Below are 14296 nucleotides of genomic sequence, written 5' to 3' on the forward strand. Positions count from 1 at the left end.
AACCAATATTCGTCGGAAAAGATCGCTTTTCCTAATGTGATTGTAGATCCATACTGATGGAAACAAACAAACTTCTCCGCCCCAGAAGGAGCTCCCATGACCAGCACCCTCCCGGATGCCACTTCCCCCCGCACCCAGGATTCAGGGCCGTTCGACGCGTTGGCCCACGAAGCCATCGCCTTGGTCCGCCACTGGTTGACCGAAGCCAGCAAGATCCCCGTGGACGTCTCCGCCCAGCGCCTCGCCGGCGTCCTGAAGGACCCGAACGGCTTGGAGTTCACTGTCGGATTCGTCGATGGCGTCATCCGCCCTGAGGATCTGTCCGTCGCCGGCCGTAAACTCGCCGAGCTGGCCCCGAAGGTCCCCAAGTTCCTCCCCTGGTACATGCGCAGCGCTGTCCGCGTGGGTGGCGTCATGGCTCCGATCCTCCCGCAGGTAGTTATTCCCATTGCCCGCCGCGTGCTCCGCGAAATGGTGGGCCACCTCATCGTCGATGCCACCGACGCAAAGCTCGGCCCGGCTATTGCCAAGATCCGCCAGGACGGCGTGCACCTGAACGTGAACCTCCTGGGCGAAGCCGTCCTGGGCGAGCACGAGGCCCAGCGTCGCCTGGAGGGCACGCTGAAGCTCCTGGCCCGCGAGGACGTGGACTACGTTTCCATCAAGGAATCCTCCACCGTGGCCCCGCACTCGCCGTGGGCCTTCGACGAAGCCGTCGATCACGTAGTGGAGAAGCTCACCCCGCTGTACCGCCTGGCCGCGTCCTTCCCGAAGCCCAAGTTCATCAACCTGGACATGGAGGAGTACAAGGACCTCAGCATGACCATCGCGGTGTTCAAGCGCATCCTGGACATGCCCGAGTTCAAGAACCTGGAAGCCGGCATCGTCCTCCAGGCCTACCTCCCCGACGCCCTCGGCGCCATGCAGGAACTGCAGGAGTGGGCCACCGAACGCCGTGCCCAGGGCGGTGCTCCCATCAAGGTCCGCGTGGTCAAGGGTGCGAACCTCCCCATGGAGCAGGTTGAAGCTTCCCTGCACGATTGGCCGCTGGCCACCTGGGGCACCAAGCAGGACTCGGACACCAGCTACAAGAACGTCATCAACTACGCCCTCACCCCGGAGCACATCGACGCCGTCCGCATTGGCATCGCTGGACACAACCTGTTCGACGTCGCCTTTGCCTGGCTGCTCGCCAAGCAGCGCGGCATCGCTGAGCAGGGACCAAAAGCCATCGAATTCGAAATGCTCCTGGGCATGGCAACCGGCCAGGCCACTGCGGTCCGTAAGGATGTCGGCAGCCTCCTGCTGTACACACCGGTGGTCCACCCGGGCGAGTTCGACGTCGCCATCGCTTACCTGATCCGCCGCCTGGAAGAGGGCGCCAGCCAGGAAAACTTCATGTCCGCAGTCTTCGAACTCAGCGAGAACGAAGCCTTGTTCAAGCGCGAGCAGCAGCGCTTCCTGAACTCCTTGGCCAACATGAAGGACGAGGTCCCGGGCCCCAACCGCAAGCAGGACCGCCGTCTCCCGGCCGAACCGGCACCGCTTGAGGGCTTCAGCAACACCCCTGACACGGACCCTGCCCTTCCGGCCAACCGCGCCTGGGGCCGTGACATCCTCAAGCGCATCCCCGGTTCCACCGCCGGCAACAAGATCGTGGAGTCCACCAAGGTTTCCGACGCAGCCGAACTGGACCGCATCATCGCCACCGCTGTGGACCACGGCAAGGCCTGGGGTGCACGTCCGGCCGCCGAGCGCGCAGCGATCCTGCACCGTGCCGGTGAGGTCCTGGAGGCCCGCCGTGCCGAACTCCTGGAAGTCATGGCCTCCGAGACTGGCAAGACCATTGACCAGGGCGACCCCGAGGTCAGCGAAGCAATCGACTTCGCGCACTACTACGCCGAGCGCGCCAAGGACCTGGAAACGGTCGACGGCGCCACGTTCGTCCCAGCGAACCTCACCGTGGTGACCCCGCCGTGGAACTTCCCGGTGGCGATCCCCGCAGGCTCGACGCTCGCAGCGCTCGCCTCAGGCTCCGCCGTCGTGATTAAGCCTGCAAAGCAGGCCCGCCGCTCCGGTTCCGTCATGGTGGATGCCCTGTGGGAAGCAGGCGTGCCGCGTGAAGTGCTGGCGCTGGTTCAGCTCGAAGAGCGTGACCTTGGCACCCAGCTTGTCTCGCACCCCAGCGTTGACCGCGTGATCCTTACCGGTGGCTACGAAACGGCTGAATTGTTCCGTTCCTTCCGCCAGGACCTGCCGTTGCTGGCGGAGACGTCCGGCAAGAACGCCATCATTGTCACCCCGAGTGCGGACCTGGACCTGGCAGCCAAGGACGTCGTGTACTCGGCGTTCGGCCACGCCGGACAGAAATGCTCTGCCGCTTCACTGGTGATCCTGGTGGGCTCGGTGGCGAAGAGCGCCCGCTTCCACAACCAGCTGATCGACGCAGCCCGCTCGCTGACCGTGGGATACCCGGACAAAGCCACCACACAGATGGGGCCGATCATCGAGCCGGCCAACGGCAAGCTCCTGAACGCCCTCACCACCCTGGGCGACGGTGAAACCTGGGCCATCAAGCCCGAGCGCCTCGACGAGACCGGCCGTTTGTGGTCCCCGGGCATCCGTTCCGGCGTCAAGCGCGGCTCCTACTTCCACCTGACCGAGTTCTTCGGCCCGGTGCTGGGTGTCATGACCGCTGAAACCCTTGAGGAAGCAATCGCCATCCAGAACGAGATCGAGTACGGCCTCACCGCCGGCCTGCACTCCCTGGACTCCGCCGAGATGGGCGTCTGGCTGGACACCATCCAGGCCGGCAACCTGTACGTCAACCGCGGCATCACCGGTGCGATCGTCCAGCGCCAGCCGTTCGGTGGCTGGAAGAAGTCGGCCGTTGGCGCCGGAACCAAGGCCGGGGGACCGAACTACCTGATCGGTCTGGGCAGTTGGCTCCCTGCCGAAGCAAAGGCCAAGCGCGGCACCGTTCTTCAGGGCGCAGCCTCGCAGATCCTTGCCGCTGCCAAGTCCGCTGACGTTACTGCCGAGGAACTCCAGACCCTCCAGCAGGCACTCTTCAGCGACGCCGCCGCCTGGGAATCTGAGTTCGGCACACGCAAGGATGTTTCCGCGCTGACCGCTGAGCGCAACGTCTTCCGCTACCGCTCCCTCCCTGTGACGATCCGCCTCTCCGAAGGTGAGCGACTCGCGGAGCTGCTCCGCGTCGTAGCAGCCGGTGCAGTGGCGGGCTCGAAGCTCACGGTGAGCTCCGCCGTCGTACTTCCCGACGCCGTGGTGACCGTGTTCGCGAACCTGGGCGTCAGCGTCCGGGTTGAGGACGACGCCGCGTGGCTGGCCCGTGCGGCAAAGTTCGACGCCGGCCGCATCCGCTTGATCGGTGGCGACTTCGCCGCGCTGAGCGCGGCAATGGGTGGCCGTCCGGACGTCGCGGTCTACCACGGGGCCGTAACCCAGGCTGGCCGGATCGAGATGCTGCCGTTCCTTCGCGAGCAGGCTGTGTCCATCACGGCGCACCGCTTCGGCACCCCGAACCACCTGTCGGATGCGTTGATCTAAGGACCTCCACCGAGGAGTGAGTTCTCGGCGGAAAGCAAGCCCGTAAGTCCCGAAAGCCAACCCCTGGGCGCACCTCATCACAAGTGAGGTTGCGTCGAGGGGGTGGCTTTCGGCGTTATGGGCGCCCTCAAAGGGGCGAGAGCTCACCCCTCGGCGAAAGGCGCCTCAAGCGTCCGCGTAACCAAGCCTCTGCAACCGTCTCAGGGCGGCTTGTTCGCTGGGCCCGTGGGATCCGAGGGCCAGGCGAACCATGCCCAGCACAGCCCTGGCCGAGGTGATGACGGGCAAGGGGATGGGGCCAAACCTGGGCGGCCGGAGCCCCAGCATGTCCTGATAGCGGGGTTCGAGGCTTGCGACGGCGGCGGCGAACAGGATGCGGTAGCCAGGACGGAGCATGGGGCTTAGCGGCGGATGGCGAATGAACCACACTGTCTCGGCCAGGCGTTCGTCGGCCCGCAGGATTCCTGAGGCGTACCACTGCTCCAGTTCTTCACGGACCTCGGCTTCGGTCAGTGGCGGATCCTCCACTCCCATGAGCCTGCCGGCTGTAGCCCACTCGCGGACGTAAGCGTCGGCTCCGCCGGGGATGGGTCGGCCCCAGATGCGGTTGGCGGTTATGAAGGAGTCAGCGTAGGTGATGTGTACCCAGCGGAGGAGTTCGGGATCGTTGGCCGCGTAGTCGCGCTGGATTCCTTTGCCGTCAACGTACGTCCCGCGGACGCGCTCATGGATTTTCCGGACCCGCGTGGTGGCGGCCTGGGCGTCCTCAGTTGATCCGTAGGTCACCGTGAAGATCCACCTGATGGTGTTCGCCAGGCGGCCGAGCGGATCCTTCTGGAACCCGGAGTGCTCGTACACGCCAGCCAGCGCGCCGGGATGCAGGGCCTGCATCAGCAGGACCCTGATCCCGGCGACGATCGTTGCCACGTGACCGTGAACCGACCAGACGGCCGACCCCGGCAGGTGATATCCGGCGTCGTGCCCTTCCGCCAGACGCGGCACCCACTCAGGCGGCGTCCCCGACGTCCCTGTGAACGTGCGCTGGAGTTCGTGCCTGTACTCGGTGAGGTAATTCCTCATGGTCCATTCGACCTCGGAATGACCCCCGTGTATAGGGGCATTATCCGTACGAAAGCGCAGCGGTCAGGAGGCGACCCGGCGTCGGGAAGGCGCTGCTGCCACCAGCAAAGCGGCAATGGCGACGGCGGCACTTAGGAACAGTCCCGGACGGTACTGTTCCAGCATGGCCTGGGCGCTGACGGTACCCGCAGAGTGTCCGTGGCCGCTCACCAAGGCCGTGGTGACGGCCAGTACCAACGCGGCGCCGACCTGGGTGCTGGTCTGGATCAGACCGGCTGCAAGCCCCTGCTCGGAGTCGCGGATGCCGGCAGTGGCCTGGACATTGATGGATGGGAAGGCCAACGCAAAGCCGATCCCCAGCAGGACCACCGGCGGCAGGATGTCCAGCGCGTAGTTGGGCGTGGTTCCCACCCGCAGGAACAGGACATAGCCCAAGCCGAGGGCCGTGAGGCCGGTGAGGATGAGCTGCGTGGCCCCGAACTTTTCGATCAGACGGTCCGCGAACGGTGCGCTGGTGGCCACCAGCAAACCCGCAGGCAGCAATGCGAGAGCCATCCCCAGCGGCGTCCAACCCAGCACGGACTGCAGGAACATGGTGACGATGAACTGGAAGCTTAGGTAGGAACCGAAGAGGCCCACTGCGCTCAGGTTTGCCCGGGCCACCCAACCTTCCTTGAGGATACCGAAGCGGATCAGCGGGTGCTTGACCTTGCGCTCGATGATGGCGAAGGCCACCAGCACGGCGGCAGAAACTGCGAACCCGGCGATTGTTGCCACAGATCCCCAGCCCTGTTCAGGTGCTGAAACCAAGGTGTAGACGAGGCCGAGCATGCCCAGAGCGAGCGTCACGGCACCCCAGATATCGTGCCCGCTGTCTTCCACCGACGGCTTGTCCTTGGGAATGAACTTCATGCCCAGCAGGACCACGATCACGGCGATCGGCACCGAGACCAGGAACGTCCAGCGCCAGCTCAGGCTGGTCATCAGACCGCCAACCACCAGGCCCAGCGAGAAGCCACTGGCACCGAAGGTGGTGAAGATGGACAGCGCCTTGTTGCGCTCGCGTCCCTCCGCAAAGTTGGTGGTGATGATGGAGAAGCCCGTGGGTGCGGTGAAGGCGGCAGCGAGGCCCTTGACGAACCGGGTGGCGATCAGGATGGCGGGGTCGTCAACCAATCCGCCAAGGAGCGACGCTGCCGCGAACACGGTCAAGGCAATGAGGAAGATTCGACGGCGGCCCAACAGGTCCGCGAGTCGGCCGCCGAGGAGCAGAAGGCTCCCGTAGCCAAGGACGTATGCGGAAACGATCCATTGCAGGGAGTCGGTCCCGAGGTTGAGTTCATGTCCGATGGAGGGCAAAGCAACGCCGACCATGGAGACGTCCAGCCCGTCCAGGGCCAGGACGGTGCAAACGACCATCAGGAGCAGCCACTGTGCCCGCGTCCAGCGGACGGCTGCAGCCAGGGGCTCGGCAGGCTTTTTGAGGGTGGTGGGTGATGTCATGAGCAACAATCTATATGACGCGTCATTCAATGACAAGGAATATTATGACGTGGATTCTAACTGCGTCATGAACTAGAATCAGGACATGGCAACGACGCGTGACCGCCAACTTGTTGAGCAGTGGCGAAGCATCCAGGACTCCTACTTCCGTACCGCAGCGGCGATCGACCGTGCCCTGGAAGCCAAATTCGATATCGGCCTGAATGAGTTCGAAATCCTCGATCTCGTAGCCGACAGCGAAGAGTCTTCGTGCCGGATGAAGTCGCTGGGGGAGCGGACGCCCATGACCCAAAGTGCGGTCTCCAAGGTGGTGGACCGGTTGGAAAAAGCCGGCCTCGTTACGCGCCAGACCTGCGCCGACGACCGCCGCTCGTTGTTCCTGGAGCTCACTGAAGCCGGACGTACCCTGCACACCTCCGCCGCGGTGGAACACCGGGCGCTGCTGAAGGAAAACCTCGGCTGAAGCTGGCTGGAGGACTTCTTCGCATGTCCGATGGCGGGGGGGGCAATGCAGGGCGGTGTGGGACGGCGTCAGCCCCTGGTCCCTCCACCGCCAGAAGGCCATTGGCGGCAAGTTGCCTTCATTGGGGGCTTTTGCGAGACTGTAACCCTCTATTCTCCAGTGTTAGGCCGATGTTTTGACGGGCATTACAGGTTTCACGACGCCAACCGTGCGCTGACCTTGCCCTGATGCCCATGCCGGCCAGTGGTTGCAGCGCATTCGCTGAAACCACTGGAGCCTTCGGAGCATCATGTCTACAACAAAAAACCCGTCCATCACCCTGACCGACGTGCGCCTTCAGTGGCCCGACGGTACCGTCGCCCTTGCCGGGATCTCCGGAACATTCGGAGCGGGCCGCACAGGCCTTGTGGGATCCAACGGTGCCGGAAAATCAACCTTGCTGCGCCTCATAGCCGGGAGCCTTGCCCCTACGAGCGGCAGTATTACGACCAACGGTGATGTCGGGTACCTTCCGCAGACACTCACCCTCGCGACCGACTCAACGGTGGCAGACCTGCTGGGTATCGGCCAGAAGTTGAAAGCACTGCGGGCCATCGAAGCCGGCGACGTTTCGGTGGAGAACTTCGATGCGGTGGGCGATGACTGGGATATCGAAGCCAGGGCGGACAAATCCTTGCGCCACATCGGCTTTACGGGGGCGGACCTGGAGCGGAACGTAGGCGAAATTTCGGGAGGCGAAGCGATGCTTGTTGCCATCACAGGGCTCCGGCTTCAGGGGACAGCAATCACTCTCATGGACGAGCCAACGAACAACCTGGACAGGCAGGCGCGAATCAAACTGTCCGCCCTCCTCTCCACGTGGCCGGGGACGCTGGTGGTGGTCAGCCACGACCTGGCACTGCTGGAGCTAATGGACAACACAGCGGACCTGCATGGTGGCGAACTCGAAGTGTTTGGAGGTCCGTACAGTGCTTGGCGGTCGTATATGGATGAGCGGCAGGCCGCAGCGGTTCAGGCTGCCCAAGCTGCCAAGCAGGCAGTGAAGACTGAGAAGCGCCAGCGCCAGGAAGCTGAAATGAAGCTGGCGCAGCGTGTCCGCACCGGTCAAACCAGCTATGACAACAAGAAGGGCTCCAAGATCCTTATGAATCAGCGGGCCTCCGATGCGCAGGTGTCAGCGGGCAAGCTGCGATCAGGATCGGATGACAAGGTGGACGCTGCCCAGGCTGCGCTGGATGTGGCTTCCTCCAAAATCAGGGAAGACGAACGGATCAGCGTGAACCTTCCGGATCCGGACGTTCCCCGCAGCCGGCGGATCGCCGAGCTGCGGGGAACCAATCGTGCCTTTGTGGTGGAAGGGCCGGAACGGGTGGCCATCATCGGCGCCAACGGGGTGGGAAAAACCACCTTGCTCGAACGCCTGGTCAGCGGGGAACCGTTGACAGACGATGATGACGACGTCGAATCCGGCACCGCTGGTGGTCAGCTCCTGACCGGGCGGTCCGGGTATCTGCGGCAGCGGCTCGATGGCCTGGACGAGGCCGCGACAACTTTGGAAAATGTTCAGGCGGCCGCGCCAAGTGTCCCTGTCGGGGAAATCCGCAACCAGTTGGCCCGGTTCTTGTTGCGGGGCGATAGCGTCTACCGTCCCGTTGGGACTCTCTCCGGTGGGGAACGGTTCAGGGTTTCCTTGGCCAAGCTTCTCTTTGCCGATCCGCCGCCACATGTACTGATTCTCGATGAGCCAACAAACAACCTCGACATACAGAGTGTGGACCAACTCGTGGAAGCGTTGAATGCCTACCGCGGTGCCGTCATCCTGGTCAGCCACGACGACGGGTTCCTGGCCCGTCTCGACCTGGACCTGGTGCTGAGCCTGGACCATGACGGGTCACTCACCGAGCTGCCGTCTCTGCCCGTTGGGTCAGGGTCGGGAAGCTGACGCGTTTCCCGCCGCCCTGCGTTGGGCGAGGTAGATCAGTGCAGCGCAGGGGACGGCCAGGGCGTAAAACCACGTGGCCGAGGCGAAGACTGCTCCGTAGGCCTCGGCTCCTGCCATCCCTTGGGCTGTTCCGCCGGAGCCTGCGAACACCACCGTCAATAGTGCCAAGCCGATGGACCCGCCCAGTTGATGTGCCGTGTTGACCAGTCCGGAGGCGGCACCGTTATCCGCTGGCGCGACGCCTGACATGCCAAACTCGGTCAGCAGGATGATTGCTGTTCCTTGGCCGATTCCGAGCACGATCAGCGGAAGCAGGACGTCCGGGAAATACGCGGTGTCCGGGCCTATGGAGCGACTTGCCGGCGGGCCTTGAAACCTTGGTGGCCTCACACCAGGAAAAGCTTTCCCGGATCGAAAGCGCCCAGAAAGCCGGCAACCTTCGCTCTGATCTCACACCCATCGAGCTGCTGGCAAGCGTGCGGGCCTTGGCCATGACCTGGCACACGCTCACTCCCGAGATGGCACGGTCCAAGCTTCCGAGCCTCAAACGGCGCCGCGAAACCATCATGGAGAACGTACGCAGACTCGTCAGCTAGTCCGATACCCGGTCCGAATCAGGGCTTTCCTTCGTAAAGGCCATCTACGGCCGAGGCCATCAGCCGGAGATCGACAGGGGACGCCAGCAGTGCTTCGTGCACGTAGGCGTCGAACTCGAAAACGGTGGCGTTTCCGCCCCGACCCCAGTATCCGGCCCACAATCGGTAGAGGGTCACGGCGTTCGTCTCTAGAAGGATGCGTGCGGTCCGCTGTGGATCACCCATGGTGACATCCCGGTGCTATCGAGGCGCTCTCTTGCGCGGCATGAAATAATCCGCCTGATTAGCGTCCACCGTACAGGGCTCGGAGCCCCCGATTGCACGGGCTACCACTGCCTGAGGTAAAGCTCAAGACATCTTGAGCCAAAACTGATGGAACCTTTCCTTGGCAAGGGCCCGCGAAGCCTTTATTTCTGCTGTGATTCCCGCAACAATGGTGCTTGCACGCCAGGCTGGGGTTTGGTGACGCTGGCTTTGGGGAGTGTTTTGTGGGCAAGCATCATGATTCAAACCGGGCAGTAAAACTGATCCGTGCCATAGGTTTCCACCGCGTCCTGATCGCTGGAAGCCTCGCCATTCTGGCGTTCATCGCATTTGGCTTCCAGCCACTCACCTCAGTGCCCGCCGGCAGCATCGGTGGTTCCCTGGCGCAAGGCGTTGTTGAACCGACCGCGTTGGGCACCTTGGTGGCCCCGGAGGCCGAGACCACGGTCATTGATCCCACCCCCGAGCCCCCGGCACAACAAGCCGGAACGCCTATGGTCCACTTCGACCGGGCTGTGGTCAGGACCGTCAGCAAGGATGGATCCACTGGCCTGACAGTCGCCTCAGCGGGTATGCCACGCCCGCCCGCTGGGAGCTTGTACGCGCCTCTGGAGGTCCTCAATCCGAGCTCGCCCTACGGCTACCGCTACAGCCCCTTGACCGGCCTCCCCGGTGAGTTCCACTGGGGCCAGGACTACGCTGCAGCATGCGGCACCCGGGTCTACGCCGCCGACGCCGGTATCGTCCGGGCGGTTGGGTGGCACATTTGGGGCGGCGGCAACCGTGTGGAAATCGAGCACGGCAACGGCCTGGTGACCACCTACAACCACCTGCAGGCGATCGGCGTCACCAAGGGCCAATCTGTGCGGGTGGGCGAAGTCATAGCCCAGGTGGGCACCACGGGTTGGTCCACAGGCTGCCACCTCCACTTCGAGACGATCGTCAACGGACTGCACACCAATCCGAACGGCTGGATCTACTTGCCCATCAAGCAGGTTGATCCGTTGCAGCCCATCACCATGGTGAGCTACGAGCCAGGCGTTGGAACGGGCACCACGGCCACCCCGCAGTGGGCCGTACCCGTGGCCGATGGCACCAACCGTGCAGTCGTTGGCGGCGAACACGAAGAGCCTGTGGCATTGCCAGTCGTGGTTCCACCGGTTTCCTCAACGCCGGCAGCGCCCAGCGCCCCAGGCACCAGCAACCCGCCAGCCACGCAGACCCCGGCACCGTCCGTAACCGCGACGCCGACGCCCACACCGACACCGACGCCCACACCGACACCGACGCCGACCGTCACGCCGACGCCGACCGTCACGCCGACGCCGACCGTCACGCCGACGCCCACGGTCACGCCGACGCCGACGCCGACGCCGACCATCACGCCCGCGCCCATACCGACGTCGACAACAACTGCGCCGTCCACGACTCCTGTGGCGCCGACGGTGACGGTCCCCGTCGCACCGGCACCGGCCGTCGTCGTACCTCCGGCGGTGCACGCACCAGCGGCCACGCCGCCCGCTGCTGCTCCAGTGGCGCCTGCACCGGCACCAGCTGCTCCCGTCGCGCCGGTGCCGTCGCCGGCAGCCGTACTTCCGACGACGCTCCCGGCGGTGGTCCTTCCGCCCGGATACATCCTGATCGGTACGGACAAGGTCCAGCGTCCGGACGGTGTGATCGTGCCGTTGTCCACGCTGGTCATCCCTACGCCCTAGGTTTCGCCGCCCGGCAAGCTCCCGTAAGCTCGATGGCGGCGATCCAGCCGGCCGACGACGTCAGGAAGCGAATCCCATGACCAGCCTGTACAGCATTCCCCTCACCTTCAACGACGGCTCCGACGCTGACTTCGGCCGCTTCGAGGGGAAGGCGGTCTTGGTGGTCAACGTCGCTTCCGAATGCGGCTTCACACGGCAGTACGCGGGCCTGGAGGAGTTGTACGGCAAGTACCGGGATCAAGGCCTGGAGATCCTGGGCGTGCCGTGCAACCAGTTCGGCGGCCAGGAACCGGGCGCGGACCACGAAATCGCGGAGTTCTGCGAGCGTAACTTTGGCGTCTCCTTCCCCTTGACCAGCAAGGCAAACGTGCTGGGCAAGGAACAGCACCCCCTCTACACCGAACTGACCCGCGGCGCCGACGGCGAGCCCGTCAAAGTGAAGTGGAACTTCGAGAAGTTCGTCATCAACCGCGACGGAAAACTCGTGGCGCGATTCCCATCCGCAGTGGAGCCCGACTCCGAAGACCTGCTGAAAGCAGTGGAAGAAGCGTTGGCGTAAGCCATCAATTCGGAAGGGAGGGAAAGTAATTTTCCAACATTCCGCCGGAAATTAGCCAGATGTTGGCTTGTTGTCTGGTTGGATTGGCCCTACTGGATTGACACGGGAGGCGCCGCCTCCCACTGAACGCTAAGGCAAGCTATGGAGCTCATCGAGGCTGAATATCCCAAACCAGGTCATGTGCTTTTGCACCTGAGTGATCTTCACCTGGTGGGTGGTCCAAACACGCTCCACGGTTCCGTGGACAGTGCAGCCAGGCTCCAGGAAATCTGCGATCAGATCATCGCGTCCAGGATCCGGCCTGAGGCCATCATTTTCACCGGAGACCTGGCGGACAAGGGCGAGCTCCACGCTTACGAGCGGCTCCGCGAAATGATTGAACCCGTCTGCGACGCGCTCGGGGCCAAGGCCATCTGGGCCATGGGCAACCACGATAACCGGGCGAACTTCCGTGCTGCCTTTGAGGACGCGTCCGAGACCAGCAAACCCCAGGACCCGGTTGACCGCAGCTACTTCGTGAACGGTCTCCGCATCATCACCTTGGACACCACAGTGCCCGGCCATCACTACGGCGAGCTTTCCGAGGCCCAGCTTGAGTGGCTGGCTGCTGAACTGGCCACTCCGGCACCGGACGGCACCATCCTGGCCCTGCACCACCCGCCGGTTCCCTGCGTCCAGGACCTTGCGGTGTTGGTGGAGCTGCGCGGCCAAGCCGCACTGGCCGCCGTCGTCCGCAATACAGATGTCCGCACCATCCTGGGTGGCCACCTGCACTACTCCACGACGGCGGGCTTCGCCGGCATCCCGGTCTCAGTCGCCTCGGCCACCTGCTACACCCAGGACCTGGCGGTGCGTGCTGGCGGACAGCGTGGCCGCGACGGGGCGCAGTCGTACAACATGATCCATGTCTACGAGCACACGATTGTCCACTCGGTGGTTCCGATGTCCGGGGGAGTGACCGTTGGCGAACCCGTGGATGCTGCAGAGGTTCAGCGGAGGCTGGCCGAAGCCGGCATCCGCATCCCGCACGAGTCCCGGGTAGGGGCGCACACTTCCCCTGGGACGCTGACCTCGTCGCTGCCGCTTATTTCTCCCAGGGTGCCTTGACCGGGAAGTACTTTTCCAGGAAATCGGTCACGAGTTCCGCACGTTCCTCTGCCGCGACCTCCGGGAAGCTGCCGTCGTTCAGGCAGAAGAAGTCCATGTGGCGCTTCGCCAACAGCTTGGGCAGGTAGTGAAGTCCCGCCCACATGGTGGTGTCCACGTACCTGACCTTGGCATTGGTTTGCGTCACAGCGCGGCCCGTGAGCAGGGCGTAGTAGTGGTAGAACGAGTTGGTCACGGAGATGTTGTCCGCGGCACGGAAGCGGCTGCCGGCGGTCTTGGCGAATTCCGCAGGGAACTCTTTTTCCATCCGGGCCACGACGCTGCGGCGCAGCGGGGCGGCTGTGTGCTCCAGGTGCCGGGTGGTGATCCGGCCGAAGCGCTCCCAGAGCAGTTTGCGGTTAACGCGGGCTGCGTTCTCGAAACCGCTCCGCTCGGCATCGTTCTCGCCCAGGCCAATGCGGGTGTCGGCTTCGATGAACTTGGTGATGCCGCCGGGAGTGAAGAACATGTCCGGACCCACCGGACGGCCAAAGAACATGTCGTCGTTGGAGTACAGGAAGTGCTCGGACAAACCCTCGATGTGGTGGAGCTGGCACTCCACGGCCTGCGAATTGTGGGTAGGAAGGACTGAGGGGTCGGCGAAGAACTCCTCGCTGCGCACCACCGTCACCGCCGGGTGATCTGCCAGCCAGGAAGGGGTGGGCGAATCGGTGGCGATGAAGATCCGTCTGATCCACGGCGCGAACATGTGCACAGAGCGCAGCGCGTACTTCAGTTCGTTGATCTGGCGGAAGCGGGCTTCGCTGTCATCGCCCTCCCCGAGCACGGCGTCTGCCTGCAGGGCGCGACGCCGGGCAATGTACTCAGGGTCGCTGCCGTCAACCCAGGAAAAAACAATGTCGATGTCGAAGGCGATGTCGCTGGCGTGGTCCGCGAACATGTTTTCGATGGTGGGCCAGGTCAGGCCATGCCGTTGGACGGTACCCCGCACGGCGTCCTGCCGCAGCATGGTCCGGCGGGTCAGGGAGTTCTCCACCGGAAGCTCCAGATGATCGCCTTCGAACCTCCACAGCTCAAGCTGCACACCCAATGCGGGACCGTACCAGAGGCCGCCGCCGGTCTCGACCCGGGGCCGGTACAACCGGAAGATGCGGGATTTCCTGTTGGTGGTCAACTCGCCATCGGCCACCAGCACCGAGGTCTTTTTCTTGGCGTCCACGGTCATGGAATAGAACGGCTCATTGCGGAACGCCGCAACCAGCGCCTCCCGGACCACCTTGCGGGACTCCCAATCGACGGCGATGACAGGCCGTTCGTCGTTGCCGCGCACCAGGATGAAGTCGATGCCTGCTGCGTCCAGGGCAGCCCGTACGGCCAGGAGGTCGGACACCATGGCCTGTTACGGGGTGAGGTCGCTGTTGACCAGGGCGTACCGCCCGCGGTGACGGACGACGTCGGACCTGTGCTTCAGGTGCGCGACGACGGCAGGCGAGACCG

Annotated in this window: 12 protein-coding genes; 7 read left to right on the forward strand and 5 right to left on the reverse strand. The window is 64.0% G+C overall.

Annotation, left to right across the window (positions count from 1 at the left end; translation table 11 throughout):
* The first annotated feature begins 96 nt into the window (after positions 1 to 96).
* Positions 97 to 3570, forward strand: a complete 3474-nt coding sequence (locus LRQ04_RS09375) for a bifunctional proline dehydrogenase/L-glutamate gamma-semialdehyde dehydrogenase (protein ID WP_235519770.1) — start codon at positions 97 to 99, stop codon at positions 3568 to 3570.
* Between the two features lie 165 nt (positions 3571 to 3735).
* Here the strand turns inward: LRQ04_RS09375 and LRQ04_RS09380 are convergent, their stop codons facing one another.
* Both LRQ04_RS09380 and LRQ04_RS09385 read right to left on the reverse strand, forming a co-directional pair.
* Entirely contained in the window at positions 3736 to 4650 is a 915-nt protein-coding gene (locus LRQ04_RS09380; protein ID WP_235519771.1) for an oxygenase MpaB family protein, read from the reverse strand.
* A gap of 63 nt (positions 4651 to 4713) precedes the next feature.
* Complete coding sequence (locus LRQ04_RS09385) at positions 4714 to 6153, reverse strand: MFS transporter (RefSeq protein WP_235519772.1); 1440 nt, start codon at positions 6151 to 6153, stop codon at positions 4714 to 4716.
* Positions 6154 to 6238: 85 nt separating this feature from the next.
* Between LRQ04_RS09385 and LRQ04_RS09390 the strand changes: the two genes are divergently transcribed.
* On the forward strand, positions 6239 to 6616 hold the full coding sequence (locus LRQ04_RS09390; RefSeq protein WP_235519774.1) for a MarR family winged helix-turn-helix transcriptional regulator: 378 nt from the start codon (positions 6239 to 6241) through the stop codon (positions 6614 to 6616).
* 289 nt (positions 6617 to 6905) lie between these two features.
* On the forward strand, positions 6906 to 8558 hold the full coding sequence (locus LRQ04_RS09395; RefSeq protein WP_235519775.1) for an ABC-F family ATP-binding cassette domain-containing protein: 1653 nt from the start codon (positions 6906 to 6908) through the stop codon (positions 8556 to 8558).
* On the opposite strand, the gene LRQ04_RS09400 is transcribed toward LRQ04_RS09395, so the two are convergent.
* The gene (locus LRQ04_RS09400) at positions 8541 to 8948 is read right to left on the reverse strand and encodes a hypothetical protein (RefSeq protein ID WP_235519776.1); all 408 of its coding nucleotides are present in this window, start codon (positions 8946 to 8948) and stop codon (positions 8541 to 8543) included. The two genes, LRQ04_RS09395 and LRQ04_RS09400, sit on opposite strands and share 18 nt — an antisense overlap.
* On the opposite strand from LRQ04_RS09400, the gene LRQ04_RS09405 reads away from it, so the two are divergent.
* Positions 8939 to 9154 (forward strand): hypothetical protein, encoded by a 216-nt coding sequence (locus LRQ04_RS09405; protein ID WP_235519777.1) that lies wholly within the window; start codon positions 8939 to 8941, stop codon positions 9152 to 9154. The two genes, LRQ04_RS09400 and LRQ04_RS09405, sit on opposite strands and share 10 nt — an antisense overlap.
* An 18-nt stretch (positions 9155 to 9172) precedes the next feature.
* Here LRQ04_RS09405 and LRQ04_RS09410 read toward each other — a convergent pair whose 3' ends face one another.
* On the reverse strand, positions 9173 to 9379 hold the full coding sequence (locus tag LRQ04_RS09410; protein WP_235519778.1) for a hypothetical protein: 207 nt from the start codon (positions 9377 to 9379) through the stop codon (positions 9173 to 9175).
* Positions 9380 to 9642: 263 nt separating this feature from the next.
* On the opposite strand from LRQ04_RS09410, the gene LRQ04_RS09415 reads away from it, so the two are divergent.
* From LRQ04_RS09415 to LRQ04_RS09425, 3 genes are all read left to right on the forward strand, one after another.
* Positions 9643 to 11133: a M23 family metallopeptidase gene (locus LRQ04_RS09415; protein ID WP_235519779.1), complete on the forward strand. Its 1491-nt coding sequence runs from the start codon at positions 9643 to 9645 to the stop codon at positions 11131 to 11133.
* 76 nt (positions 11134 to 11209) lie between these two features.
* The gene (locus LRQ04_RS09420) at positions 11210 to 11692 is read left to right on the forward strand and encodes a glutathione peroxidase (RefSeq protein WP_235519782.1); all 483 of its coding nucleotides are present in this window, start codon (positions 11210 to 11212) and stop codon (positions 11690 to 11692) included.
* Positions 11693 to 11833: 141 nt separating this feature from the next.
* A complete protein-coding gene (locus tag LRQ04_RS09425) occupies positions 11834 to 12799 on the forward strand; it encodes a phosphodiesterase (RefSeq protein WP_235519783.1) in 966 nt (321 codons plus the stop codon).
* Here LRQ04_RS09425 and LRQ04_RS09430 read toward each other — a convergent pair.
* Positions 12777 to 14192 (reverse strand): stealth family protein, encoded by a 1416-nt coding sequence (locus tag LRQ04_RS09430; RefSeq protein WP_374198927.1) that lies wholly within the window; start codon positions 14190 to 14192, stop codon positions 12777 to 12779. The genes LRQ04_RS09425 and LRQ04_RS09430 overlap by 23 nt on opposite strands.
* Positions 14193 to 14296 lie beyond the last annotated feature (104 nt).

Source organism: Paenarthrobacter sp. AR 02 (genome assembly GCF_021538675.1).
In the GTDB taxonomy this organism is placed as follows: Bacteria; Actinomycetota; Actinomycetes; order Actinomycetales; family Micrococcaceae; genus Arthrobacter.

What these genes read in the sequence shown, in the direction of transcription:
- LRQ04_RS09375 (WP_235519770.1), top strand. Translation starts at nt 97, where the DNA reads ATGACCAGCACCCTCCCGGATGCCACTTCCCCCCGCACCCAGGATTCA.
- LRQ04_RS09380 (WP_235519771.1), bottom strand. Translation starts at nt 4,650, where the DNA reads ATGAGGAATTACCTCACCGAGTACAGGCACGAACTCCAGCGCACGTTC.
- LRQ04_RS09385 (WP_235519772.1), bottom strand. Translation starts at nt 6,153, where the DNA reads ATGACATCACCCACCACCCTCAAAAAGCCTGCCGAGCCCCTGGCTGCA.
- LRQ04_RS09390 (WP_235519774.1), top strand. Translation starts at nt 6,239, where the DNA reads ATGGCAACGACGCGTGACCGCCAACTTGTTGAGCAGTGGCGAAGCATC.
- LRQ04_RS09395 (WP_235519775.1), top strand. Translation starts at nt 6,906, where the DNA reads ATGTCTACAACAAAAAACCCGTCCATCACCCTGACCGACGTGCGCCTT.
- LRQ04_RS09410 (WP_235519778.1), bottom strand. Translation starts at nt 9,379, where the DNA reads ATGGGTGATCCACAGCGGACCGCACGCATCCTTCTAGAGACGAACGCC.
- LRQ04_RS09420 (WP_235519782.1), top strand. Translation starts at nt 11,210, where the DNA reads ATGACCAGCCTGTACAGCATTCCCCTCACCTTCAACGACGGCTCCGAC.
- LRQ04_RS09425 (WP_235519783.1), top strand. Translation starts at nt 11,834, where the DNA reads ATGGAGCTCATCGAGGCTGAATATCCCAAACCAGGTCATGTGCTTTTG.
- LRQ04_RS09430 (WP_374198927.1), bottom strand. Translation starts at nt 14,192, where the DNA reads ATGGTGTCCGACCTCCTGGCCGTACGGGCTGCCCTGGACGCAGCAGGC.